This window comes from Pseudomonas sp. ACN8, assembly GCF_002303925.1.
In the GTDB taxonomy this organism is placed as follows: Bacteria; Pseudomonadota; Gammaproteobacteria; order Pseudomonadales; family Pseudomonadaceae; genus Aquipseudomonas.
Window position 1 is genome coordinate 84,817 of sequence record NZ_MRCS01000018.1, and the last position, 25,846, is coordinate 110,662.

Consider the following 25,846-nt stretch of genomic DNA (forward strand, 5'->3'; position numbering starts at 1 on the left):
ATTCATGCGCACTGTTTTTGCCCCGACCCTGGCCTTCGTCTCACTGCTGCTGGCTGGTTGTGCCACGCCGAACGATCCGACGCTGACCTTGCAGACCAGCAAGTCACCCGAGGAGTACACCCATTGCGTGGTGCCGAAGTTGCAGCACGATGCGCTCTACCCAACGGTGTCGCAGACCCAGCGCAGCTACCGGATCGTCGTCCCGAGCAAAGTGGCGGCAGACAATGTGCTGGAAACCTATAAAGCCTCGAGCGGCGGCAAGGTGTTCCTGTACGAGCGCAAGCTGCTGGCCTCGGCGTTCGTGCCATCGACGTTCGAACGTGCGGCGCAGGAGTGTTTGTAAGCGCAGTTTCAGGCAAAAAAAAGCTGCCGGGACTGGCAGCAGAAAGATAAAGCACGCATTGGATGGCCTGAGTATGGCGTCAGCTTCATGACGATACGATGACAGGTAAGCAATGTTGAGCCTTGGGGTGCCATCAGTCAGCAGCGCTCAAAAAAATCTTCGAACACCGTCTACCCTCATCGGTCACAACCATCATGATGAGGGTGCAGACGGTGATGAAAACGGACAAGGTTGAAACAAACGAAGCCTCGGCGCTGATCGACGAGCGAATCCGGGAACTGGCCGACTGGCGCGGCGAAACCCTGGCCCACGTCCGCAAGATCATCCGCCAGGCCGACCCCGAAGTGATTGAAGAGTGGAAGTGGCGGGGTGTGCCGGTGTGGGCCCATGCCGGCATCATTTGCACCGGTGAGACCTACAAGCAAGTGGTGAAACTGACCTTCGCCAAGGGTGCTTCACTGGACGATCCGTCGAAGCTGTTCAATGCAAGCCTTGAAGGCAATACCCGGCGTGCCATCGATATCCGCGAGGGTGAGCTGATCGATGAAGTGGCGCTGGCGGCGTTGATTCAGGCGGCCATAGAGCTCAATACATCCCGAACCCAATCCAAAAAGTAAGCCAGTACACAGAACCCCTGTGGGAGCGAGCTTGCTCGCGATGAGGGAGTGTCAGTCGACATCGAAGGTGTCTGACAGATCGCTTTCGCGAGCAAGCCCGCAGTGAACCGTGCTCACCTGAGCTCTTGGGATATCTTCGGCTGTCATGTTCCAATAGCCGGCAATGTAAAACTGGAAACGTAACATGAAGAAAATCGCCACCCTGACCCTCAGCCTGGCGTTCACCGCAGGCCTGTTCAGCGCGCCTGCCTTTGCGGCCGGCGATGTCCAGGCCGGGGAGAAAGTGTACAAGCGCCTCTGCAGCGGCTGCCACCAGATCGGCGAATCGGCTCGCGCCTTTTTCGGCCCGCAACTCAATGGCGTGATCGGTCGCCAATCTGCCGTGACCACGGACTACGTGTATTCCGATGCGATGAAATCCGCCAACCTGGTCTGGAACCGCGAAACCCTGATCGCTTACCTCGAAGCACCGAAGAAAGTCGTGCCCGGCACCCGCATGATTTTCTGGGGCCTCAGTGATCCGGAAAAAATCGAAGACCTGCTGGCCTTCCTGCAAACCTTCCCGGCGCAATGATCACGCTGTGGTCTGCTGCTCGGCCGCCAGGTTGTCCACCAGCCACTCGGTGAAAGCTCGCACCATCGCGATGTTTTCGCTGTCACGGTGGGTCAGCAGCGCCAAAGCCGGTTCAGCAAAGACAATCAGGACTTCGCCGCCGGCTACATCAACTACTTCGTGATCAACGGCGCAATCATCGCCCCGCAATTCGGTGACAGGAAAGCGGATGCCAAAGCCTTCGACCTGCTGTCCGAACTCTACCCGGACCGCGAAGTGGTGCAGCTCGACATCGACGCGATCTCTGCCGGTGGTGGAGGGATTCACTGCGTGACCCGTCATCAGCCGATGGTTTAACGGTTACACATGATCTGAGTTGGAACACCGGACCTGTAGGAGCGAGCCTGCTCGCGATGGCGGTGGGTCAGTCAATATGTTGTTCACTGACCCACCGCCATCGCGAGCAGGCTCGCTCCCACAGGGATTTTTGGTGAATCAGGTGAATCGAATCAGGCCTTACTGGCCTTCAGATAAGCCCCGAGGCGCCGCCCCATTTCCTCACCCAGCGCCTGCAAGCCACTGAGCGGTCGCACCATCACTTCAAACTCGACAATCCTGCCCTGTTCGTTGAAGCGGATCATGTCGATGCCCTTCAGCTCTTTCCCGCCGACCCTGGCGCTGAATTCGAGAATCACGTTCAAACCATCCGCCGTCGCCAGCTCGCGGTGATAGGCAAAGTCCTCGAACACGTTCATGACCGTGTTGAGGATCATCGACACCACCGGCGCCCCCGGATACGGCGTGTGCGCCATCGGCGAACGGAACACCGCCTGCGGATCGAGCAGTTCGGGCAAGACGCTCAAGTCGCGGCTGCCGATCATCGCGTGCCACTGCTTCAGGGACGCTGCGACGTTGTGGTTCAGGTTCAGCTCGGACATCTTCAACTCCTGTTTTTTATTGTGGTGGTGCGAAAGCGTTGGTCGATGACCCTGGCGGCATCGTCGGCCCACTGGCGGTAGAGCATCGGCCCCGGATGAAAACCATCGCTGGCCATCAGGCCCGGCTCGGGCGCCAGCGGGGTAGTCAGCATCGTACATTGATCCAGGCATGCGGCCAGATCCGTTAAATGTGCATTGAAACGCCGCGCCCTGAAACCCAGGAACCAGCGCAAGGGCTGCGGCAGCGCGGGGAACAGATGCATCGGCGGAAGCGGCGATACCACGATCTGCCTCACCGCGAACTTGTCACACAGCAGCGCCATCAAGTGCCGTTGCCGAGCGAGCCACTGATCCAGGGTGAGTGAGCTGGTGACATCGTTGACGCCGATCGACAACAGCGCCACATCGAACGGCTCGGGGTCGTGCTGCTCGAGCAGCTCCAGCAACCCTTGGGAATCCAGACCCGAGCGCGCCCAGAGTTTCCACGAAACCTGGTAATCATCGGCCAGGCGCGCGACCAGTCGACCGCAGAGGGCTTCATCCTGAGTCAATGCGCCCACACCCGCAGCGGCGCTGTCGCCGACAATCAACAAGCGTAGAACCTCGCCGCTGCCGGATTCGCCGTGGCGTTCACCTTCGGCCTCCGGCAACTTCGGCGTCACGCGCCGCGTGTACAGACCCTGCGCCAGCAACAACGGGCCGAGCAGGATTTTGGCGAGGGTTTCAGTGTGGCTCATTAGAGGTTATCGCCCCACAACGCACAACTCCCCGGTCGCACGAATCATCGCCTGGCCATGCAGGTAATCCTTGATCAGCGCGGAGCGTTCGGTGGCCAGCCATTGCGGGCAGTTCGGGTCATTGCGGTAGGGCAGGAACGCGGAGTACTGCGTGAGCAGCTGGTTTTGCAGAGTGTCGAGCTTGGGCCGGATGTCGTTAACGAGGTCCGGCCGTGGCGTGTCCGGCGCCTTGTGCGCCGCTTGCCATTGTGCGATTCGGCCGTATTGCACCAATTTGCTGGCTTCGATCTGGGCGGCGATCAGGTCGGCGACATCGTCGGGGTCAAGCTGGTGCTGGGCTGCCTGCTTCCTGGCGTTGGCGATGACTTGCGCTTCCCGGGCGTTGTCCTGGACCGGTTTACCGCTGTCCCACTTGGTCAGCGCCACCAGCTCGCTGATGTTCAACCGCTCATTCATCGTTGCCAGCAAGGGTTGCAAGGCATCGGGCGCCGGGGGCGTCGTGCCGGCCTGGGCGCCGCCAGCGAACAAGCCGAGCAGGGCGCAGGCCAGCCAGTGCGGCAAGCATGGGGAACGGTGCATGGGCAGAACCTCCTTGGACGTAAAAACACTCCGGCTTGTGTATCACAAGTGCGGCCAGGGAACGACAGGTTGCGAAGGATTCAGGTTAGCAGCCGTTCAATCTGCGCCAGCTCCCAGGTGCTGAGCAGACTCACCGGGTCGGTGCCGAAGCGCTGCCCGTTGTCGAACACATATTCACGGCCATCGGGGCTTTGGCCGTGCAGGCAGTGGCGCAAGTGGCCGGCGTCGACCTCCAGTGTCAATTGCCAGCCGTCGATCTCGACCCGTACATCGCCAGACTCGCCAGCGTCGTCGACTCGCTGGAAGGTGCAAATGCCTTGGGCGGCATCGCGCAACGGCTGGTAAACCTCGCGGGCGGTGAGGGCGGGCACAGGTGTCTCCGGGGTGAAATCGGGGAGGCACAGAATAGATCATCGGTCCGCAAAAAAAACCGATTGATGAAGCCGGGATTTGACGCGGGGAGCTGCCCCGCAACAAAGAGATAGCCCGGTATTTCGTCTAGACCACCTGCACATTCCGAGCTGTGCCCGCCACGGCATGACAACCGCAGGCCAGGAGATGGCCCTGCAATACGACGGGAATGCCGTTCATACGCCGGCGCGGATGCCCTTCGACGAAGGCAAACTTGCCCAGATGAAGTGGGCATGTAGCCTTGTCGCCCAGCACCGCCGGTGTTTTTCCATTGAGGGTGTGTGTGCCTTCGAGCTGGCAGGAGACGACGGTGCCGCCACTGCTGGTGGCATCGCCCAGGCAAATGGGATGGCTCATGGTTTATTTCCCGGCATGCGAAACCTGAACGGGTCGGCGCCGTGGGTTTGCTGGTTTTTCGTTTTGCGGGCTTCGTCCGGCGGGCGGACCATTTGTACGGTGACGCTGCCGTCTTCGCCGGTGTACACCACCGCGCTGACACCACCCTCTTGATAGCTGGCAATCGTGGCGAGGTTGATTTTGACCAGGGCGCTACTGACGCCGGTGTTGCCCAGGCGCCGACCGATGTCGTAACCCTCGTCGACATTGCCCAACGCCAAGCCGGATCCATCGTTGTTCAGGCTGTGCAGCGCGAGGGTCAGGGCGACTTCGCCAGCAGTGTTGTCGGTGCTGTCGTAAAACACCCGTGCCGGTTTTTCACCCTCGGGCAGGGTTTGCAGTGCCTGTAGCCAGCCTGCTTGCAGCGCCTTGGCCTCTAACGCAGGCTTGAGCGGTTTGCCGTTGTCGTCGTGCATCGAGACTTTGATCGGGCGGTGCAGGTAGCCCAGGACCGGGGCTTTATCGAACTCTTTGACTTGATGCTCGGCCCAGCGCACCGGTAGCCATGCAGAGGGTTCGAAATGGCCGGGGCCTCGGTTGCTCAGGGTTTGCCAGAGGGTGGGGAGTTGGGATTGCCAGTAGGTGGAGGACATGGTGCTGGGGGCATTTGGTTCTTCCACACCTCTTGCCCGCTCAGCATTTTCATACCAATCGATGAATGCAGCATCACGATTCCAGTAGTACGCCCACAATTTGCCCATGTCGGTATTTTTGTTCTGGTTGTCCTCTGAGTCCTGGGTGGCAAAGGGGCGGATGTAACGGTCTACTCGATCAGAACGGGTGACCAGCAGACCTGTCGTGCTTCCGAAAACAGTTGGAACGGCCTGGACGCTTTGCAAGCCGGGTGTACCTTGCTTTCGGTACAAATTTCGGGACACATCGCCATCTTTGCTAACGATCAGTGCCTGCGGGACCTGTGGGTTGTCGTCAAAAAAAACAAAGAGTCGTTCGATTATTGCTTGTGCGTGGGTAGTGTTTTCGCTGTCCTGCCAGAGGAACTGCGTAACACCCAGAGTCGCAGCATTGCGACCAGAGTTGATCAGATCAGCAGCTTCGTAGCCTTTTTCATATGGATTTGGTGGCCCCAACGCAAACACCGGGATTGGCCAGTAGGCCACTGAGTCGCTGGCCGAATATTGGAACGCGGCCCGGGTGCCAAGACGACTGGAGTTCCCTCTGGATGTTAATGAGGCCTTGTAATCCTTAGAGTCCTTCGAAAAAATCGAAGCAAAGTTGTCTGCTTTTTTCTCGATTTTTTGCCACACCGATGATTGATACCAGCCTTGCACAGCGAGCCCTACTCCCCGTATTTCCAACGCATAGGTGCGCTCCTGGGTAGCGATGTGCTCAGCTCTTTCGGCCATGACTTTTGATTTGTAGGTCGCGAGTTCTGCCTCTTCATAGGCTACGACCTTACCAAACCAGTGCCCGCTATAGGCCAACACTAGCGCGCCAAAAATACTCGCCACTCCCCAACGCATAATGGCTCCCATGTCCCTGAGCTCCCTGTTTTCAGCCTGTGCTGTGTAGATAATGACGAGTAAAAAACCAAGCCAAATAGCTATCAGTATCCCCGCAGCCCAGAGATAGCCCTTCAGCTTTGGCCGCATTGATTTGTCCTGCTGGCGATCCCTCATGCACCTTTTCCCTTCGAGCTGATAATTAGTGCAGGCGGTGTCAGCGAAACCAGCTCAGTTGAGGGAAACTTACCCTTGTCGTAATACTGATAGCTGGCCTGTACCAACGCCCGCGCCTTTGCACTAAGTCGAGACCAACCCAGAAAACTGCTGACTTCTTTAAAGCGCTCTTTATCGATTCTCCAATCCGCAATCGCCACCAACACTTCCCGCATCACTGGGTCATCCAGGCACCTGGCCTGCCCAATCGCAACATCCATCGCCGTGACCCAGCGATGGTTCTCCGGGCTGCGCAATACTGCCGAGTGATAGCTGTTGTCAGTCCATTCCTTCTGGTCAACCTGCATGCGCGCACGGATTTCGTTAGGGGTTTCCTCGCGGTAGATGCGGTAGTGGTCCTTACGATTGAGCATCGGGTTGCCGGACACTGGCGTCTGGCGCAGGGCCCGGGTCTGGTCGTCCGGCTCTTTGCCGTGATTCCAGCGAATAAGCCCTTCGTCCAGGTCGAGTCGCTGGTCAATGTTGGTCACATAAATCCATTTGAACGAGGCACCGGGGTTGCCCAATGCAGCGTTCTGCGACACCGCATCCGGTCGATCCTTTCCTGCCTCATGGGTAGACCCGGTCACGGCTTCGCCGCCAAACATCTGCGGCGCATGGGGTGGGTGCAGTTGTTCGGCATTGATGTTGCGCGTCTGGCCTTCACTGATCCCGGCTTGCGAGGCTATCGCGGCCACTGACCAGCCACCGGGATAGCGCGGCTCCCCCTCGGCGCGCGTGAAGTCCGGTTGCGGGGCTTTGCCCACGAGGACCGGTTCGCCGTTGCGCAAGCGCTTGGTCCACAGGCGCTGGTAGAAACGCATGGATTGCAACGCGGTCATGGCCGGCTCGCCTTGGGGCAGCTCGTCCGGCACGCCGTAGGTGCCGATGCCTTGCACATCATCCAGTGCCACGGTGGTGTCGTCCGGGCAGAAATACAGGTACACCTTGCCGCGGTTGTCGCGTTCGGGAAACACCAGGGTTTTCCCGTCGGCCCCCAAGCGCTGGCCTTGTTCGGGTGACCAGCGCGGCCCCGTGCGACCGCCATAACCCGGCAGGCCACAGCGCAGGGCACTGAGGGGTGGTTGCGCATGGGGGGATTGGGTGGTGTGTTGCACGATGTCGATCAGGGTTTGCAGGGTTCGCAAATTTTTCGGCGTCGCGTCAGGCAGTACCGAATAGGGCGAGGCCACCATGATGGCGCAGTCGGCGCAGCGTTCACCGCGATCCACCAGCATGGCCTGGGCGAGCAAGGTGATCAGCGTGCCCTGGCTGTGCCCCATGATGGTGATGGTTTCATCGGGGGACACGCGGCGAATCTCGCTGACCAGCATGGCCAGCCGGGTCGCCGCGAGCACGAAGTAACGCCGGTTCGGCGCCTTGCCCATGTACAGGGAATTGGGCATGGTGGGTTGAACCCAATGGCGCAACCATTTGGCGAAACCCTCTTCGTACATCTCCAGCAGATTGTTGGTGGCGTTAGCAAAAAATCCGCCACCCTTGGCGAAATGTCGGTCCAGACGGTTGTCGAACCGGTCCTGGAATTGATTGCGTAGCCGGGCCGGGTCGCCATTTTTGTCGCGTTTGATTTCGCCGGGTTCGGCCCGGTAGCCCCAATAAAACGGAATCATCAGGCTGCGGGTCTTGGGGGCGTTTGTATCGCGCTGGTAGAGGTAAGTGTCCGGATCATCGAGCGCAGCCTTGTGCTCATCCTCCCGCAACTCAGGTGGTAACGCTTCAGCCGCACTGTAATCAGCCCCATACCGCCCCGCCTTCAAATCCGGCCGATCCAGCCGCTCGTTAACCCCCTGGCACAACCCGGTTTCCACCGACTCATAGGACGCCCCGGGATCATTCACGCCGTGCAGGAAAATCACCACGCCGGGCAGGTCTCGCGGCACAGCGACGTTGCGATCCGTGGATCGATTCGGCAGCAAACGACTCCTGCTTGTCGCGATCACAGTGTTGTCCATGTAGTTCATGTGTTCCACATCCTTCTGAAATCTTGCTCTTCCCGCCAAGCCATAGAGGAGCACTATCCTTTTATCGAGAGACTTCAAAGTCCTCAGTTTTCGTCGCTATTGGCGTCCGTCCCTTTGCTGCTCGATCCGGGGTTCGCGGTCTGGGGCGATTCACTGCGAAATACCTCGAGACCGGCGAATTGCATATCTGTTCGCTGAAGCAACTCGGTGAGGCCATCAGTACCCGTGATGCCTTGCACCAGGCTGCCGTCTTCCAATGCGACTTTGTAAGCTTGGCCTTGAGCAATTGCGGTTGGATCACCTTCATAGTGCAGTCGATGCCGTTGGTCAGCGCCGTCCCGTCCGAAAACAGGAATGGCGGCACTGTCGGTCTTCGGCCCCACCCAGTCATGCTCGCCGGCATGCACAATGGCCTTGCCCTGGGTGCCGATCTCGACCCCGCCGCCGATCCTGATGTAGCTGCCGTCATCGGCCACCAGGCGGATGGTGGGGGCGGTGACGAGCACCTCGCCTTCGGCCGCCGACAGGTGCAGGTTCTTTTGCGCGTTGAGCACCATGTCGTCGTCCTGGGCTTGCACCCGCACCTTGCCGCGATTGGCGATGGCGCTGATGCCCTCGTCCTGGGCGAAGGCGCTGATCCCTTTGCCGGCTTGCAGACGCATGGCCGCGCCGCTGGTCAACTGCAGGTGGTCCTGGGCGGTGGTGTCGTGGTTTTCACCGGCGTAATGCACCTGCGAGCGCGGCGTAGCGCTGGCGATGCCGGCTTCGGCCGCCAGCGCGACCACCGGCTCGCCCGGACTGTTGCTGGTCGGTTCGGGCCATTGACTCAACGACTGGCGCAACGCCTCGATGCCCTGGGTGTCGACCTGCCGACTGCCACGGGCAGCGGCGGTCTGGCCGAGGGACTGGAACAGCTCGCCGCACTCGGCCAAGAGCGTGAGCAGTTCTTCGCGGTCCAGCTGTGAGCCCTGCGCCTCGTGACGAGCGTAGGTGGTCAACAACATCCCTTGGGCCGCCCGCAGGGCAATCGCGGCATCGCTGCGCAATTCGGCGCCCTGGCCGCGTGCCTGGGCCTGGCCGTCGGTTCGCGGGGTGACGAGTTTGCCCAGATTCAGCGCCGTGGCCTGATGGGTCGTGGCCAGTCGGGCGCGCAGCGCGCCGGGGGTATCGTCGAAGAGCAGTTCGTTGAAGCCCCTGCCCTGATGTTCGCGGGTCTGGATCCCGGATAAGGTGCGATTGCCCGGCAACCCCGTGGCGTTGCTGAAGTGCGGCGGAACATGGTCGGCGTTGTACAGCACCGACGTCACCAGAGGGCGGTCGATGTCGCCACCGAGGAAGGTGACCAGCACTTCCTGACCGATGCGCGGCAAAAACTGATGGCCGAAGCCGGTGCCGCCACTGGGCATGGCGACCCTCAGCCAGGTCGTGCCTGGTGCCGCATCCTGCTCCCGCTGCCAATGAAAGCGCACTTGCACGCGGGCCATCTCGTCGGTAAACACCTCCTCGCCTTTCGGGCCCACCACAATGGCGGTGAGCGGCCCGGAAATCGTCGGTCGGGGCGTCATGATCGGTGGGCGATAGGCAATCTTGTGGCGGATGCAGACGAAGGTGTTGTCGTAGCTCGCCGGTTGATCCGTCAGGTAGTTGTTGCGGCCTCGGTGCTCCACCTTGAGCAGGAGGAACTGGCGATCATCCACGGGATCACGGTCGTGATCGAAGTGCTCGGTCAGTTCGAAGGTGTAACCGGGCAGCATGGCGCGACAGTTGCTGGCGCCCTCAAATGTCTTGGCCTGTACCTCCAGGGCTTCGAGTCGATGACGCACCAGTGCTTCGCCATCGGCGGGCATCCCGTGGCTGTAGTGACCGGGAAAGTCGTAGATTTCGTAGGCGGGGACCTCACCTTGGGCGTTGAGGCTGGGCATGCTCACCGGCAGCCGATTGCGCGGTTGCCGGTAGTCGAACGTCTGAATGGCCATCTTGCCGGATTGCAACTCCCGGTGGCTGCTCCATTGGGTGATCGAGTCGGCGGTCTCGGTGACCGAGGCGCTGTGGTAGCGGATCCGTGGTTGCCGGGCCAGCGGCTCAAGGTGGCGGGAGTGATCGGTGATGATCAGGCGGTGTTCTTCCTTCGAATGATCGAAGTAGAAAAACAGACCCTCACGTTCCAGCAGGCGCAAGACGAAATCCAGATCGCTCTCGCGGTATTGCGTGATGTAGCTGTGCGACTTGAGCGGCTGCTCCAGACGGAACTCGAACCCGGGCAGCACGCCATAGTGGGCGAACACCGTGCGCAGGATGTCTTCGACGGTTTGCTCCTGAAAGATCCGCGAGTCGAAGCGGCGCGACAGCATCCACAGCCAGGGGCTCAAGGTGGCCGAATAGTAAGCCAGGCCGCCGTCACTGTTCTGCAGGCTGAAGCGACTGATGTAACCGTGAATGTAGCGCGCCTCGCCGCACGCCAGTTCAATCTCGAGTGACGCCGGTTGCCCCATCAGAGACTTGAGCTCCAGCCGGGCGTCCTGACTGATCAGTGACAACTCGAAACTGAACAAGGTCGACAGACCTTCGGAACCGTAAAACTCCTCAAGCAGAAGTTCCTGATGGTCTTTGAACGGGGAGATGAAGCTGATCAGGCGGCGGTTTTGTGGCGAGAATATTTTTGTCAGTTCCATTAACAAGCTTCCTGCGACATAAGCAACCCGTGTTCGCCCCCCAGGATTTGTTATGTCCTTGCTCCTGGGGAAACACTGAAACGGGCATTTAAGGCGCTTATGCAATAGCTCGTATGTAGGATCTGTCCTGTTTTGGGTGCGGAAATTTCGCCGCTATGTTCCCGTCTTGAAAGAAGTGATTGTCTGGTCCTGAAACCGAAATAGGCCGATTTCCGGACCAGACGAACGTGCACAGCTGTAATCAGCTCCCCGCAGGCTTGTCCAGCGCCGCCTCCGCCGCGGCAATTTCCGCCTGGCGCTTGACGATCATGTCGCCCACCGGCGGCCCCTGGAAGCGCCGCGCTTCAAATCCGAACCAGACGATGGCCGTCAGCACCAGGAAGCCGATGGTGATGTACAGCGCCCAATCGTTCGGTGGCTGGATGCCGATGACGAAAATGATGATCATCGACAGGATCGAGAGAATGGCGAACACCGAGTACCAGAAACGCCCCATGTTCCACGGCCCCATGGTCGGCCACTTCGACGTCCCGAAGGTAAACAGGCCGAGCGCGATGGGAATGGCGAAGGAGAAGAACAGGAAGATCACCGTGCAGGACACCACGATCGTATAGACCGGCGTTGTCCCGACCGAGATCACCGACGATCCCCAGTCGAACAACACCGCGAGGGTGGCACCGGTCCAGATGGCCGCGACCGGGCTGCGATGGGTCGATGAGACCGAGGACAGCGCTTTTGAGCAGGGCAGGCCACCGTCCCGGGAGAACGCGAAGATCATCCGTGAAACCGAGGTAACGGTGGCCAGCCCGCAGAGCACCTGCGAAATGAAGATCGCCACGAAAAGCACCAGTTTCAGTGTCGGGTTGACCTGGGTGTTCATGGCCCAGAAAAACACGTTCCAGCCTTGCTTGGCCGCCTCGTCCATGTTCGGCAGCATCAGCACGAACGCGCTGAGCATCAGCCAGCCGAACAGCAACGACCAGACCACCGACATGACCATGCCGCGCGGCACCGACATGGCCGCGTTGCGGGTTTCCTCGGAGGTATGCGCGGAGGCGTCATAGCCGGTGATGGTGTAGATCGGCAACAGCAGGCCGAGCATGAAAACCCAGCCGTTGGAGACCTGTGGCCAGACGCCGCCGCCCGCCTCGCCGGAATAGTTGCCGAAGGTCCACAGCCGCGCGAATTCATAGCTGGGTGCCGACATCAGGCAGACGATGGTCAGGGCCAGCGCCGTGGCGAAGATCAGGTAGCCGGAGAAGTCAGTGAGTTTGGCCGTCAGGCCGATGCCCAGGTGGTTGCACAAGGCCTGCAGGCCGGTGAGGATCGCCAGGAAAATCACCCGGACCGTGGTCGTGTCCTCCATGCCCAGTGCCGGTCCGAAGGCCCCGAAAAAGAAGTAATAGGTGCCGACATTGATTGCGCCCAGCACGGTGACCAGCCCCAGCAGGTTGAACCACGCAGTCAGCCAGCCGGTGAAGCGGTTACCGAGAATCGAGCCCCAGTGGTACAGGCCGCCGGCGGTGGGGTAGGCCGAGGAAATCTGTGCCATGGCCATGGCGAATACCCCGGAGATCAGGCAACCGATCGGCCAGCCGATGCCGATGGAGATGCCACCCGCGCCGGAGGTGCCCTGGGCCAGTGAGTTGATGCCACCCGAGAGGATGCAGATGATCGAAAAGGAAATGGCGAAGTTTGAGAAAACCCCCATTCGTCGTGAGAGTTGCTGGGCATAGCCCATGCTGTGCAGCACCTTGACGTCATCGTCGTGCGTTTCGGTGCCCGGCTGGCTTGCTGGGTTCATGATGTGTGCCCCTTGTCAGGTTTTGGACAGGCCGAACTGAGCCGCCGTAGGCTCGACCTTGGTTTTCTGTAGGAGCGAGCCTGCTCGCGATAGACTTGAGGATGACGCGGGGTATCAGGCTCCCCGCGTCATCGTTAACGTCCATCGCGAGCGAGCTCGCTCCTACAGACGGCCGTGAAACGCCGAGTCGAAAATCTTTGCCACGCCGTCCCGGGTCAAGGGCAGCGGGTTGCCGCCGGCGGAAGGGTCGACAATTGCCATGTCGGCGATCAGGTCGGCCTGCCGGTCATCCACGCCCAGTTCAACCAGGGTGTGGGGCACGCCGATGTCCTTGCGCAGCTTGAGGACGAAGGCCAGGAAGCTGTCGAACCCCGGGGAGGGCAGGCGCAGGTACGCGGCCAGGCGGGTGATGCGCTCCTCGATGGCCGAGCGATTGAACTGCAGCACATAGGGCATGAAGGTGGCATTGGTCATGCCGTGATGGGTGTCGTACAGCGCGCCCACCGGATGGGACAGCGCATGCATCCCGCCCAGGCCTTTCTGGAATGCCGTGGCGCCCATGGCCGCCGCCGCGAGCATTTGCGCGCGGGCCTCAAGGTCCGACGGGGTGTGTACCGCCTTCACCAGTGAGTTGGCCACCAGGCGCATGCCTTCCACGGCAATGCCATCGGCCAAGGGATGAAAGCCGGGGGCGCAGTACGCTTCCAGGCAATGGGATAACGCATCCATGCCAGTGCCGGCGGTGATTTTCGCCGGCATGCCGACAGTAAGGGCCGGATCGCTGATCACCACGCAGGGCATCATTTTCGGGTGGAAGATGATGCGTTTGGTGTGGGTGCGCTCGTCGATGATCACCGCCGCGCGACCGACTTCGGAACCGGTGCCCGCCGTGGTCGGCACGGCAATGACCGGGGCGATGCGGCTGTCGTCCGCGCGGGTCCAGTAGTCGCCGATGTCTTCGAAGTCCCAGACCGGACGGGTCTGGCCGCTCATGAAGGCAATGAGCTTGCCCATGTCCAGGCCACTGCCACCGCCGAAAGCGATCACGCCGTCGTGCTGGCCGGCACGCCAGGCATCGAGCCCTCCGGCCAGGTTGGCTTCCACCGGATTGGGCTTGAGGTCACAAAACAGCGCCACGCCAAGACCGGCGGCGCGCAATGCGTCCAGCGCCGCCGTGGTGATCGGCGCGCGTGCCAGGCCGCTATCGGTCACCAGCAAGGGGCGCTGGATGCCCTGGCTGCGACAGACCTCGGCCAGTTCGGCGATGCGCCCGACACCGAAACGAACGCTGGTGGGGTAGTTCCAGTTTCCTGTCAGGTTCATGGTCTACACCTCGTGACGCAGATGAAAGGATTTGGCCCGGGTCAGGTGTTCGTAGCCCAGTGACGACAGGGTGACGCCGCGCCCGCTGTTCTTCACGCCGGTCCAGGCCAGTGCCGGGTCCAGGTAATCGCAGCGGTTCATGAACACCGTGCCGGTGGCGATCTCGTTGCCCAGGCGTTCGGCCGCTGCGAGGTCCCGGGTCCAGATGGACGCACTGAGCCCGAACTCACTGTCGTTCATCAAGGCGATGGCTTCTTCATCGCTGGCCACCGGCATGATGCCGACCACCGGGCCAAAGCTTTCGTCGCGCATGACCGACATTTGATGGGTCACGTCCACCAGCACTTGCGGTGCCAGGTAGGCGCTGCCCGGCACGTCGGCGGGAAAGGACTTCGGATCGATCAGCGCTGTCGCGCCCTGGGCCTGCGCTTCGGCGATCTGGCCGCGAACGAAGAAGGCGGCGCCCGGCGTCACCAACGGACCGAGGGTGGTGGCTTCGTCCAACGGGTTGCCCAGCACGTATTGGCGGGTCAGTTCGGCGAAGCGCTCGACAAACACCGGGTAGATTTTCTGGTCGACGTAGATGCGTTCCACGGCGCAGCAACTCTGCCCGGAATTGAAGAAACTGCCGTCCACCAGATTTTCCACCGCGTGTTCAAGGTTGGCGTCTGCCCGGACATAGGCCGGGTCCTTTCCGCCGAGCTCCAGGCCCATGCCGAGAAATTGTCCGCTGGCGGCGCTTTCCATGACTTTGCCAGCTTCCACGGAACCGGTGAAGTTCACCTGCTGCACGCGCCCGGCAGCAATGATCGCCCCGGTCGACACATGGTCGAGCAGCAGATTCTGGAACAACCCTTCGGGCAGCTTTGCGCGACGCATGGCCTCGGCAAAACGCTCGCCCACCAGTAGGGTTTGCGATGCATGTTTGAGGATCACACTGTTGCCGGCCATCAGCGCCGGGATGATCGTGTTCACCGCCGTCAGATAGGGGTAATTCCACGGAGCGACCACCAGCACCGTGCCCAGCGGCTCGCGTTTGATATAGCGCTGGAAACCCGCCTTGGGCTCCGGCTCTATAGCGGCCAGGGCCTGCGGTGCGATGGCGATCATGTGCCGGGCGCGTTCGGCAAAACCGCGCAGTTCGCCGGCACCGTAACGCACCGGGCGGCCCATCTGCCAGGCCAGCTCCGGCACGATGTCGACCTGCATCGACAGCATCGCGTCCACCGCAGCGCTGCAAAATGCCGCGCGTTCGCTCAGTGATCGGCGTTGCCATGACGCCTGTGCGCTGGCAGCCGCCGTCAGCGCTTGCTCGACTTGCGTCGCATCGGCAAGATCGCGTTCGACGTACACCCGGCCATCGACAGGGGAGATCAGTTGCACCTTCGCAGTCATGATGTTCTCAGTAGCGCTCGAAACCGCGCTGCAATTCCCAATCGGTGATTCGCCGGTCGTACTCTTTCTGCTCCCACTCGGCGGTATGCACGTAATGCTCGACCACCTCATCGCCGAACGCCTCGCGCAACATGCTTGAGGCCTTGAGGGCGGCGCTTGCCTCGCGCAGGGTCTTGGACACTTCCGGCAAATGCTCGTCGAGGTAGGCGTCGCCTTCGAACGGCGGCGCCAGATCGAGCTTCTCGTCGATACCTGCCAAACCCGCCGCGATTAGCGCGGCGAAGGCCAGATAGGGGTTGAGATCGGCGCCGCCGATGCGGCATTCGATGCGGATGGACTTGCTGCCCTCGGCACACAGGCGAAAGCCGGCGGTGCGATTGTCGCGGCTCCAGACCGCCCGCGTGGGCGCAAAGGTGCCAGCCTGGAAGCGCTTGTAGGAGTTGATATAAGGCGCGAGAAAACAGGTGATGTCGTTGGCGTACTTGAGCTGCCCGGCGACCCAGGCCCGCATCAGTTTCGACATGCCGAACTCGGCTTTCGCGTCGAAGAACAGCGGCTTTTTGGCGTTCTTGTCCCACAGCGAGTTATGGATATGGCTGCTGGAACCGGCGGCGTCGTAGCGCCACTTGGCCATGAACGTGATCGCCTTGCCCTGCAACTGCGCGATCTCCTTGCAGGCGTGCTTGATGATGACGTGGTGGTCGGCCATGGTCATGGCGTCGGCGTAGCGGATATTGATCTCTTCCTGGCCCGGGCCCCATTCACCCTTGGAGTTTTCCACGGGAATGCCGGATGCCTGCAAGTGCTTGCGGATCGCCCGCAGCACCGGCTCTTCACGGGTGGTCTGGAGGATGTTGTAGTCCTCGATGTAATGGCCGGCGGTTTTCGGTTTGTGATAGTTGCGCTGGTGGATCGCCTCGTAGCTCTCATCGAACAGATAGAACTCGAGTTCCGAGGCAAACATGCCGGTATAACCACGCTCGCGCAGGCGCTCGACCTGCTTTTTCAGAATCGCCCGAGGGCTGTGGGGCAGGTCCTGGCGATGGTGATGGTCGAGCACGTCACACAGCACCAGCGCCGTGCATTCAAGCCAGGGCACGCGCCGCAGGGTGGACATGTCAGGCTTGAGCACAAAATCGCCGTAGCCCTTGCTCCAGCTGGCCGCGGCGTAACCCGGCACCGGTTCCATGTCGATGTCGTCGGCCAGCAGGTAGTTGCAGCAATGGGTTTCTTCATGGCCGCTGTCGATGAAAAACTCGACCTGGAAGCGCTTGCCGACCAGGCGTCCCTGCATGTCGACCATGCAGACCAGTACGGTATCGATTTCGCCGGCAGCCGCGGCGCGCTTGAGTGCATCAAAGCTGAGGAGGGGCTCGGTCATCACGGCAATCCTGCGTGAAAGGTTTGGGCCAGTCTGGGATAGCTGTTGCAGACGCTCTCCAGAAAAACCCAAAACCTGCAGAACCGAGCATCGTGAGCAACGAGTTGATCAAAGCTTAGCCTACGGTTGCAATGTGTGAATTTTGCCCCCCTGTAGGAGCGAGCCTGCTCGCGATGGTCGCTAACGATTACGCGTGACTACTGGCTAAACGCGGCGCACTTGAGTCCTTCGCGAGCAGGCTCGCTCCCACAGGGTAAGGTGGGCCGCCTTTACTCCGGCAAGCCAGCCAGTCGCAGTCCATCGACGAAGCGGGCGAAGTCTTCAGGCCGCTGGATTGGCAACCAGCCCTTGAGGGTACCCAGGCGCAAGGAGGGATCGAGCTTTTGCAGACGCTGCATCGCCAGGTTCGCTTTATCCATTCGACCGCCGAGCGCATGACTGGCCGCCACCAGTGCCGCCGCGATAAGCAGACTGGGCAGGTTGCCCAGTGCCTTTTCCGCCCAGTGCGCAGCGGCATCGAAGTGCCCGGCGAAGAAATGTGAGAGCGCCATCCCGACCTGCATCCTGAACATTTCCGGATCCAGCGGACTCAAGCGAACGGCATGGTTCAAATGCTCGATGGCGGCGTCTGTTTCACCGTGCAACGCCCGCAGGATGCCACCCAGGAACCACGCGGGGGCGAGGTTGGGATTGAGCAGGCGCGCCCTGTCGAGCAGTGCAATGCCGGCGTCGACTTCACCGGCCAGATGAGCCAGCGCATGTCCGCCCCGGGTCAACGCGACGGCATCATCGCGGCCGAGGGTCACCGCCAGGCGCGCCAGCCGTATGCCCTCGGCGATTTCCGCGGGCCGATCGTCCATCCAGCCATTGAGCTTGCGCCAGAAGTGGCACCAGGCGGCCATGCCATAGGCCGAAGCAAATTCCGGGTCGAGTTCGATGGCCTGGTAGAACATCGGCAGCGCCTGCTCGATGGCTTCCCGGCTGCCGCTGTGCAGTTTTGCCATGGCCCGAAGGTAATAGTCGTAGGCGTCCAGGCTTTCTGTCGGCTTGCGTTTGGCGCGTTCGATTTCTGCCCGTTCCAGTTGCGGCGCGATAGCACCGACGACGCTTTCGGTGATTTGGTCCTGCAGCTCGAAGATGTCATCGAGCAGGCCTTCGAAGCGCTCCGCCCAGATGTGCGTCCCGCTCGTCGCATCGATCAGTTGCCCGGTAATGCGCAGCCTGTTACCGCTCTTGCGCACACTGCCTTCGAGTACGTAGCGCACACCCAACGCCTGGCCGACGCCCTGGGCGTCCACGGTCTGCCCCTTGTAGGTGAAGCTCGAATTGCGCGAGATCACGAACAGCCAGCGGATACGCGACAGGGCGGCGATGATGTCCTCCACCACGCCATCGGCGAAATATTCCTGCTCCGGATCGCCGCTCAGGTTCTGGAAGGGCAGGACGGTGATCGAGGGCTTTTCCGGCAGGACCAGCGTAGAGGAGGGGATTTGCTTCGGGGCAGCGCTCGGGCGTTCATCGCTATCGGGCTGTCGCGCTTCCCCGGTCATGGCGCCGTTGATCCGGCCAACGAAGCGGTAGCCCTTGCGGGCGACGGTGCGCACAAGACGCTGCTCCTCACCGGTATCACCGATGGCCTTGCGCACCGCATTGATGTGGCTGGTGATCGTCGATTCCGAAACGATCCGGTCGCCCCACACCGACTTGAGCAACTCGTCCTTGCTGACGACGCGATCGGGATTGTTGACGAACAGCAGCAACAGGTCGAAGACCTGCGGGCCGACGGCCACGACCTGCCCGCGCAAGGTCAGCTCACGGCGCTCCTGATCGAGTACGTAATCTTCAAACGCGAATGACAAGATGAGCATCCCCTGCGAAGCGCCCTCAACTCCGTGTCCCAGGCGGCTGGCGGTTGGTAACTGGGGGAAGATGATACGGCAGCTCGACACCCGCTGCACCGTCCGCGCCAGGGAATGCTGGACGAACAGCCTCTGCGTTGGACATAAATCCAAGCGTTCGCCAAGGCAAACCCAAGCCCGGAACAAGGACTTGCCTGGTGCGCGCAGGCAATCTCTCTACACCGACGCAATGGTTGCAGTCGACAAGTGGAGAAAAGTCATGAAGATCGTCGTCATCGGAGGCTCCGGCCTCATCGGATCGAAACTTGTGAACACCCTGCGCGAGCGCGGCCATGACGCACTCGCCGCCAGCCCCAGCTCGGGCGTGAACAGCATCACCCGCGAAGGCCTGGCCGCAGCGATGGATGGCGCTGATGTGGTGGTCGACGTGGCGAACGCGCCATCGTGGGAGGACCAGGCCGTTCTCGATTTTTTTGAAACGTCGAGCCGTAACTTGCTGGCCGCCGAAGCCGCTGCCGGGGTTGGTCATCATGTTGCCTTGTCGATTGTCGGCAGCGAACGGTTACCCGATACCGGCTATTTCCGGGCCAAGGTCGCGCAGGAGGCCCTTATCAAGGCGTCCGGCATGCCTTACACCATTGTGCGTGCCACGCAGTTCTCCGAGTTTGCCGGCGGCATTGTCCAGTCGTTCGCCGTTGGCGAGGAAATCCATGCTTCGCCAGCGCTGATCCAGCCGGTTGCGTCCGACGACGTGGTGGCGGCGTTGGCCGATGTCGTGCTGGCGGCTCCGCTCAATGGCACCGTTGAAGTCGGCGGCCCGGAAACCATGCCGATCGACGAACTGGCCAGACGCTATCTGCGGGCGACCCAGGACAACCGCAAGGTCGTGCCGGACGTGCATGCGCGCTACTTCGGCGCCGTGCTCAACGATCAATCGCTGGTCACCGGCAAGAACGCACGCCTGGGAGCGATCCGCTTCGACGACTGGCTGGCCCGGTCGACGGCGCAGTAACGGATCGCACCCTCACATTTCCCTACCAATCCAGGAGAGATCCCATGATTACCCGATTGCTAATGGCCGCTGTCTTCGCCGCGCTCTCGATCAGCGCCGCATCGGCCGCCGAGCCGCCCCCCGGCAAGGTGACGGTGGTCTTCGACCGTCCCATCCCCAACATCCCTGGCAAGAGCATGAGGGGCGTGGTCGTCGAGTATGGGCCGGGTGCCGCGTCGCCGGCCCACACCCATCCGAAAACGGCCTTCATCTATGCAACAGTGCTGGAGGGCTCGTTTCGCATCAAGGTTAAAGGCGAACCGGAAAAGATCTACAACGTCGGTGAAAACTTCGTAGAGGAGCCGGGTTCCGTGCATCTGGTCAGCGCCAACGCCAGCGACACCCAGCCGGCACGCCTGTTGGCGGTGTTCGTCCTCGACACTGAGGAAAAGGTACTCGTCACACCCATCAAACAGTGAGCCACGAAAAAGCCCGGCTGTTGAGGCCGGGCTTTTCGTTGAGTCCTGCGGTCAAGCACTGCATTCAGACAGCGCGGCTTTCGATCAGACGATCCGAACCGCCTTCAGCGACGCGGTTTTGCAGAAGCTTGTCGGAGCCGCCTTCAGCGACGCGGTTTTGCAGGAGTTTGTCGGAGCCACCTTCGGCAACACGTTTTTCCAGCAGGCGATCCGAGCCACCTTCAGCCACGCGATTCTCGATCAGACGATCGGAACCACCCTCGGCCACACGGCTTTCAATCAGACGGTCCGAGCCGCCTTCAGCGACCGCAGGTTGAACAGAGTTTGTCGCGAAAGCGTTAACGGCGAAAACCGAGAAAGCGATGCTGAGGAGGGTTTGGCGTTTCATGATGGTGTGCTCCGGGGTGCTTATGGGTTGGTATGGAGCAGATGTTACGCCGGGGATTTTTTAAGAGAACTTCATTGAAATGATGGTGACTATCGATGCAGTCAATGGATCGAACACCGCGCCTGCAAGCACCATGTTTTTGTGGCGAGGCAATCAGGCTTGGCTGATCTGGCTCACGCTGGTGATCTGCCCATTCCAGACCATCTCGTAATGCGCCGCCTGCACAATCGACGAAACCGGCCTCGGCGTCATCAACGCCCAGCAATGACTGCCCGGCATCCGCACCGAGTGATAACGCAAACCGGGACAACCGCCATCCCGCACCGCGCGCCCCAGCACACGGGAATGGCTGTAGTCGTCCGGGGCGTACACCGGATCACTCATCGGCAGGGCCGTAGCGTCTTTCATCCCGCCATCGCCAAAAACGCAGGCCAACCCACGAAACACAAACCGCTCATAGCTCAGGCTCGGCACCCTCGACCAATACAGCGCCTGGTGATGCCGCACCTCGGCCAGCGCCGCTTCCATCGAGTCCGCCAGGTACAACACGCCAAAACGCCCATCGCTGAAACGCGAACCCGCCGGGTTGACGTGGGTAAAGGGCGCGATGGCGTAGGAGCAACCGGGAATGCCGAACGGTATCTCGCTGCGCGCAATCAACTCCAGCTGACCCACCTCATTCTTCAACCGCGGATTGGTCAATGCCTGAATCTCGAACAACACCTCGAACTCGTCCGCATCCGCCACATCATCAAACAACGCAATGGGCGGAAACTTCGAATTGACCAGGCGATAAGCCTGCAACGACTGAGCGGCAAACACCGCCAACTCACTCGCCATCACCATTGCGCACCCCGCAGCATGTCGATGCGGCGGAAGGTTTCGTACAACGAAATCATGTCGCCCTGGGCCATGATCTCCAACGGCGAACGCCCGTTGAAAAACTCGTTGTCATTGGCCATCGAGGCAAAGCCATAGACGTTGTCCGGGTTGTCGAACACCAGCCGCAACGTCGCGTGAATGTTCAGCACAAAACTGATGCGCTGCATCTGATCCGCATCCAGCGCCACCGCCCAATCCGGGTCACGCTGACGGGCGCGGGTGTAGGTGCTGCGGGAAATACGCAGGATGCGACAGGCCTGGTCGCTGGTGGCTTTCCACTTTTCCAGAATGCTCACGGCGGCGCGCAGGCCGGTGACGCATTGGTTTTTGCTGAAGGATTGAGGTTGCAGGGGGACGGCCATGTTTGTGTCCTTTGGTTGCATCTATAGATTCAAATGTAGATTTAATGAGTCTGTAGAGCAATGTTGGTGCGACGGGTGGACCTGGCGTTCCAACGCATGGGCCGCGATTTTGCTGAGGCTATGTGTTACTGAAACCGTCGATGTAGGTCTGGAAAAACATCCTGTGCAAACCAGGCGGGCAGGCCGGGGGTCACGATTCTGGATTTTGGCGTCCGGCTTTCTACCAGACCGACTTTTATAAGCCTGGATAACTCGTCGATTGCCGGGCGCGGTGTCAGGCCTGTGAACGTCTTGATTTCATTGCGCGGCAAGCTGCCTTGGGTGATTAACGCGATGATCGCGGGTGCACTTTCCGGACGGATACCTTGCTGTAGAAGTCTCTCGTTGTAGCGAAACGCGCGTATTACGCGTTCACGCAATTGGGATGGGTCTACCGCGGCAATCATGTAGTCGACCTGGTCGTGACAAACCTGCAGCATGAACTCAATGAATTCGAAATAACGTCGCTGGGACAATTGTCCCCGTCCGTCCAAATCACCTTCTCGTGGGCGGTCGGCCATGGTCAGGGCGCTGTAGTAGTCCTGATGCCGTCGTGCAAGGCCGCGTGACAGTGACCAGAGGGTAGGCTCCAGCCCCAGATGTACCAACTGCAAATGAGTGATCAGCCGTGCAACCCGTCCATTGCCGTCGGTAAAGGGGTGAACCCAGGCGAGCCTATGGTGGTAGGCAAGCGAAGAAATCAGCTGGCGGCGAGGGTCCGTCTGCCGGCCAAACCCTGACTGAAGGTGTCGTAGCATCGCCTCGACAACTGAAGCGTCCGGCGCATCATGATTGCCGACGATTACGTTTTGATCCGTGACCGACCGAAGTATGCCGGGCTGCATTATTGAGCCATCTGACAGCGTACGTTCTGCGTCACTGGCTCTGCGAAAAAGCCGGTTATGCGTAGCGCTCACGAACTCGGGTGCGAACATGTCGCCCCAGCTAAAAGGGCCCCGCTGGCGCAACGTCCGCTCAAACAAGGCTTGCACCGCCATTTGTTCAACCGCCAGGCTTTTGAGTCGCTTGCGATCTTTGACCGGCGCCGTTTGTGCTTTCTGCATATCGGCAGGCTCGGTGTATTGCCCTTCGATCAGGTTCGAGTAGTACGTATTGGTGATTTGCAGGAGACGGCCGAGCCGTGCAGCGGTTTCAGGCGGTAGTCGCCCGGCTAGAAACCGGGTCTTTCTGGGCAACGCATCCGCAAGATCAATGATCGATGGGGGTAACGACTCAGGGAGAACCGGGTCCAGCCAGGATTTCGATGTGATTAAGGACATGGCAGTTCGTGTCGTCAGAAATTGACTTCACAATTTATTTCACATAGGTGATCGTTTAACAAGCCTTATTTTGTTGGGTTTTATGTGAGGTTGTGAGGGTTTTTAATTGAACGTACTTCACATTTTATTTCACAATTTTTTTGAAAAAACTCCAGGGTTCTGGAATGCCAATCGCCAGCGAATACAAATACGGCGCCTATTAGGTGCTCGTATTCAATTACTTCGCTGCGGCGCCCTCAAGTAGCGCCTGCAACTTGCCTGGCCTGCGGGTTACCCGCCATTTTTCCCATTGGGAATAAACACCGCGCCTACGGCTGCATCACTGATGAAACGTGCGTCCCAACGCATCCAGCCGAGTGGCAATCGGCGGCAACTGTCGACTGCTCAGCGCCAGCGTTTCCACGTCATCCGCCGTGTTCTGCGCAATGCTCTGCACCGACTGCAAGCGCCCGACAATCTCGAAACTCGCCGAGGACTGTTCACGGGTTGTCGTGACAATTCGCCCATTGAGTTCATCGATCTGCGAGATGTCGCTGCCGACGGCCTGCAACATTGCCGCCGCCAACTGACTGTCCTCGACACAGCGCTCCACACCTTCGCGACTGTCCTGCATGGCCTCCACGGCTTTGCGGCTGCCTTGCTGCAAGGCCTCGATGATGGTCCTGATTTCCTTGGTGGACACCGCCGTGCGCTGCGCCAGGCTGCGCACTTCATCGGCCACCACCGCAAAACCCCGGCCTTGCTCGCCGGCGCGGGCGGCTTCGATAGCGGCGTTGAGCGCCAGCAAGTTGGTCTGATCGGCAATGCTGCTGATCACCTCCAGCACCGTACCGATCTGCTGCGCCTGCCCGGCCAGTACCTGCACGGTCTGGTTGGTGCCTTCCAGGCGCGAGGCCAGCTGGGTGATTTCCTGCCGCGCACGGTTCACGCTTTCCTGCCCTCGGGTGACTTGCGCGCTGGCCTGGCCGGCATGTTCAACGGCATGCTCGACATGCACCACGATGTGCTCCATCGCAGCGCCCATGCGCTGCATCGACCCGGTCATCTGCGCGATTTCCGTCAACTGATGCTTCGCGCCTTTCTCCAGCGTGTTGCTGGCCTTGGCCAACTCCTGGCCCAACTGACCCAGACCCTGAGAGTCACGCACCACACCGTCCACCAGCGCGGTGATCTGCCCCAGGAACTGATCGAAGCGCTGCGCCAGCGACACATGCACCTGCGCCTTGTCACCCTGGTCGGCACCAGTGGTGAACTGGGACGTGGTGGCGAGCATCGTGTCCAGCATGTCCTGGCTCTCCACCGCATCGGCCTGACTGTGCAGCGCCAGATAGAGCAGCGCGACCGTCTCCATCACCACGTAAAAGGCGTGAACGAACACCATTGTCCAGCCACCGTGATGGGCCATCACAAACACCGGAAAACCCTGATGCTGCAGCACCTGAAACACCACGTGATGCAGCGCAATCGTCACCGCCGCCACCAGGATCGGCAGCCAGTCCCGATAAAACGTCAACACCGCCAACAACGCAAAAATCCCGAAGTGCGACTCAATGACCCCCTCGGCCTGATTGATATGCAACGCCGCCATCACCATCAAGCCAACGCCCAGCAAACAGCGCATCCACCGCGACCCGCCGATGGCGCGATACAACAGCGTCAACAACACACTGGTACCACCGCCCACCAGCAACGCCTGCTTGAACGTGTCGTGCCAGAACGCCAGGCCCACCGCGAAAGCGAACATCAGCCAGACCAGGCCCAGCATGATGCGGTCGGCTTTGCGGTAGTGGTCGAGGAAACGAGGGGGGAAGGGCATGTACGCTTACTCCATGTAAATGAGCCAGAAAAAAGCAGGGTTTATGGCAACACGGGACATCGCGAAGGCTTGGATGCGTTGTTAAAGGAGCAGACGTTTTCAGAGTCAGGGATGTGAATCTGTTGGCGACATGGTCGAGGTGTATTCGAGATGCCGTGGAGAGCGTAGCCCTTGGCCATCATTCCGGACAGGTACGACGTCGCTTGTGGAAAACAATGTCCGATATAGAGGCAAGTAATGCCGAAGTGACAGGAGTACGACAGGCTCCGTTGCAAAGCCTGTCGTACACCCGAGGGCATTACGACTTCTTCGGCGGATAGTTGCCGCGCAAGCCACCGGACTTGTTGCCGGTTTTGCTCGGCAGGTTCGGCACTAGCGGGCGGGATCTGGGCTGGGGGTTGGAACGGCTTTGGGGTTGAGGTTGCTTGCTCATGGTTCGCCTCCTGAGGTTCAGGGTTTCGCGAAGTGCTTTACTCATGAAGTTTAGCTAATCGACTGTGGGCGGGGTCGATTGGCACTTTGGGGGATGTGTTGTGAGCGATCGGCTTTTTCGGCTCCATTCTCGGATTCTGCCTACAACTTCGGCAGGAGTAACCCACTATTCCAAAAGTGAAAAACGGGAAATATTGACCGGGCAGAAAAGGGGGGGATCACCGGCCGTTCGGGGAGAACCTTTTGAACAGCAAGCCCGAAGGGATGAGCCATGCTACAAAACGACCGTGACAATCTGGAGCTCGATAACAAGTCGAAATCCGAAGGTCCATGGCCGAAACCCGAAAACTCACGGCAATAGAAGTGGATGAAAAACAAAGGGGACCCCCGGTGTCAGGATAGTTGTCGCCTCTCCGAATTTTCCTAAAAAAGCACATCGGGGGCGGAAAGAGACTGGTCGTGCCGTACTATTCACCTGAACGCAGAGCCGCATTACTCAAGATGCTGCTTC

General features: G+C 60.3%; 24 protein-coding genes and 1 pseudogene. 6 read left to right on the plus strand and 19 right to left on the minus strand.

Features of this window, described 5'->3' with window-relative positions; genetic code table 11:
* Positions 1-4 precede the first annotated feature (4 nt).
* The 4 genes and pseudogenes from BSF44_RS12500 to BSF44_RS12520 all read left to right on the plus strand — a co-directional run.
* A complete protein-coding gene (locus tag BSF44_RS12500) occupies positions 5-343 on the plus strand; it encodes a hypothetical protein (RefSeq protein ID WP_095943767.1) in 339 nt (112 codons plus the stop codon).
* A gap of 215 nt (positions 344-558) precedes the next feature.
* A complete protein-coding gene (locus tag BSF44_RS12505) occupies positions 559-960 on the plus strand; it encodes a DUF1801 domain-containing protein (protein WP_095943768.1) in 402 nt (133 codons plus the stop codon).
* 184 nt (positions 961-1,144) lie between these two features.
* Positions 1,145-1,534, plus strand: coding sequence for a c-type cytochrome (locus BSF44_RS12510; RefSeq protein WP_095943769.1), 390 nt, complete (start codon positions 1,145-1,147; stop codon positions 1,532-1,534).
* Between the two features lie 99 nt (positions 1,535-1,633).
* Positions 1,634-1,870: pseudogene (locus BSF44_RS12520) on the plus strand (agmatine deiminase family protein); the annotation flags it as partial.
* Positions 1,871-2,022: 152 nt separating this feature from the next.
* Here BSF44_RS12520 and BSF44_RS12525 read toward each other — a convergent pair.
* The 13 genes from BSF44_RS12525 to BSF44_RS12585 form a co-directional block, all read right to left on the minus strand.
* A complete protein-coding gene (locus BSF44_RS12525) occupies positions 2,023-2,451 on the minus strand; it encodes a nuclear transport factor 2 family protein (protein ID WP_095943770.1) in 429 nt (142 codons plus the stop codon).
* 2 nt (positions 2,452-2,453) lie between these two features.
* Positions 2,454-3,188: an SGNH/GDSL hydrolase family protein gene (locus tag BSF44_RS12530; protein ID WP_095943771.1), complete on the minus strand. Its 735-nt coding sequence runs from the start codon at positions 3,186-3,188 to the stop codon at positions 2,454-2,456.
* A gap of 6 nt (positions 3,189-3,194) precedes the next feature.
* The gene (locus tag BSF44_RS12535) at positions 3,195-3,767 is read right to left on the minus strand and encodes a chorismate mutase (protein ID WP_095943772.1); all 573 of its coding nucleotides are present in this window, start codon (positions 3,765-3,767) and stop codon (positions 3,195-3,197) included.
* A gap of 80 nt (positions 3,768-3,847) precedes the next feature.
* Positions 3,848-4,138 (minus strand): hypothetical protein, encoded by a 291-nt coding sequence (locus BSF44_RS12540; protein WP_095943773.1) that lies wholly within the window; start codon positions 4,136-4,138, stop codon positions 3,848-3,850.
* Between the two features lie 127 nt (positions 4,139-4,265).
* Entirely contained in the window at positions 4,266-4,535 is a 270-nt protein-coding gene (locus BSF44_RS12545) for a PAAR domain-containing protein (protein WP_095943774.1), read from the minus strand.
* Positions 4,532-6,211 (minus strand): DUF2875 family protein, encoded by a 1,680-nt coding sequence (locus BSF44_RS12550; protein ID WP_095943775.1) that lies wholly within the window; start codon positions 6,209-6,211, stop codon positions 4,532-4,534. Before BSF44_RS12550 ends, BSF44_RS12545 begins: the two co-directional genes overlap by 4 nt.
* Entirely contained in the window at positions 6,208-8,232 is a 2,025-nt protein-coding gene (locus BSF44_RS12555; protein ID WP_095943776.1) for a DUF3274 domain-containing protein, read from the minus strand. Before BSF44_RS12555 ends, BSF44_RS12550 begins: the two co-directional genes overlap by 4 nt.
* 83 nt (positions 8,233-8,315) lie before the next feature.
* Positions 8,316-10,904: a type VI secretion system Vgr family protein gene (locus BSF44_RS12560; RefSeq protein WP_371918246.1), complete on the minus strand. Its 2,589-nt coding sequence runs from the start codon at positions 10,902-10,904 to the stop codon at positions 8,316-8,318.
* Positions 10,905-11,145: 241 nt separating this feature from the next.
* Complete coding sequence (locus BSF44_RS12565; RefSeq protein ID WP_095943777.1) at positions 11,146-12,708, minus strand: amino acid permease; 1,563 nt, start codon at positions 12,706-12,708, stop codon at positions 11,146-11,148.
* Between the two features lie 162 nt (positions 12,709-12,870).
* The gene (locus BSF44_RS12570; protein ID WP_095943778.1) at positions 12,871-14,031 is read right to left on the minus strand and encodes an iron-containing alcohol dehydrogenase; all 1,161 of its coding nucleotides are present in this window, start codon (positions 14,029-14,031) and stop codon (positions 12,871-12,873) included.
* A gap of 3 nt (positions 14,032-14,034) precedes the next feature.
* A complete protein-coding gene (locus BSF44_RS12575) occupies positions 14,035-15,426 on the minus strand; it encodes an aldehyde dehydrogenase family protein (RefSeq protein WP_095943779.1) in 1,392 nt (463 codons plus the stop codon).
* A gap of 7 nt (positions 15,427-15,433) precedes the next feature.
* Positions 15,434-16,807, minus strand: coding sequence for a glutamine synthetase family protein (locus tag BSF44_RS12580; protein ID WP_095943780.1), 1,374 nt, complete (start codon positions 16,805-16,807; stop codon positions 15,434-15,436).
* 269 nt (positions 16,808-17,076) lie between these two features.
* Positions 17,077-18,666, minus strand: coding sequence for a winged helix-turn-helix domain-containing tetratricopeptide repeat protein (locus BSF44_RS12585; protein WP_095943791.1), 1,590 nt, complete (start codon positions 18,664-18,666; stop codon positions 17,077-17,079).
* A 259-nt stretch (positions 18,667-18,925) separates the two neighbouring features.
* On the opposite strand from BSF44_RS12585, the gene BSF44_RS12590 reads away from it, so the two are divergent.
* Both BSF44_RS12590 and BSF44_RS12595 read left to right on the plus strand, forming a co-directional pair.
* Positions 18,926-19,678 (plus strand): SDR family oxidoreductase, encoded by a 753-nt coding sequence (locus BSF44_RS12590; RefSeq protein ID WP_095943781.1) that lies wholly within the window; start codon positions 18,926-18,928, stop codon positions 19,676-19,678.
* A 44-nt stretch (positions 19,679-19,722) separates the two neighbouring features.
* Complete coding sequence (locus BSF44_RS12595; protein ID WP_095943782.1) at positions 19,723-20,136, plus strand: cupin domain-containing protein; 414 nt, start codon at positions 19,723-19,725, stop codon at positions 20,134-20,136.
* A gap of 64 nt (positions 20,137-20,200) precedes the next feature.
* Here the strand turns inward: BSF44_RS12595 and BSF44_RS12600 are convergent, their stop codons facing one another.
* The 6 genes from BSF44_RS12600 to BSF44_RS30685 all read right to left on the minus strand — a co-directional run bounded on the left by BSF44_RS12600 (position 20,201) and on the right by BSF44_RS30685 (position 25,336).
* The gene (locus BSF44_RS12600; RefSeq protein ID WP_095943783.1) at positions 20,201-20,524 is read right to left on the minus strand and encodes a hypothetical protein; all 324 of its coding nucleotides are present in this window, start codon (positions 20,522-20,524) and stop codon (positions 20,201-20,203) included.
* Positions 20,525-20,677: 153 nt separating this feature from the next.
* On the minus strand, positions 20,678-21,370 hold the full coding sequence (locus tag BSF44_RS12605) for an RES family NAD+ phosphorylase (RefSeq protein WP_095943784.1): 693 nt from the start codon (positions 21,368-21,370) through the stop codon (positions 20,678-20,680).
* The gene (locus BSF44_RS12610; protein WP_057714235.1) at positions 21,364-21,768 is read right to left on the minus strand and encodes an antitoxin Xre-like helix-turn-helix domain-containing protein; all 405 of its coding nucleotides are present in this window, start codon (positions 21,766-21,768) and stop codon (positions 21,364-21,366) included. Before BSF44_RS12610 ends, BSF44_RS12605 begins: the two co-directional genes overlap by 7 nt.
* 125 nt (positions 21,769-21,893) lie before the next feature.
* Positions 21,894-23,087, minus strand: coding sequence for a Fic family protein (locus BSF44_RS12615; RefSeq protein WP_095943785.1), 1,194 nt, complete (start codon positions 23,085-23,087; stop codon positions 21,894-21,896).
* A gap of 319 nt (positions 23,088-23,406) precedes the next feature.
* Positions 23,407-24,903 carry a methyl-accepting chemotaxis protein gene (locus tag BSF44_RS30935; RefSeq protein ID WP_095943786.1) on the minus strand — a complete coding sequence of 499 codons (1,497 nt, stop codon included), beginning with the start codon at positions 24,901-24,903 and terminating at the stop codon, positions 23,407-23,409.
* A 298-nt stretch (positions 24,904-25,201) separates the two neighbouring features.
* Positions 25,202-25,336 (minus strand): hypothetical protein, encoded by a 135-nt coding sequence (locus tag BSF44_RS30685; RefSeq protein WP_256355847.1) that lies wholly within the window; start codon positions 25,334-25,336, stop codon positions 25,202-25,204.
* Positions 25,337-25,846: the final 510 nt, after the last annotated feature.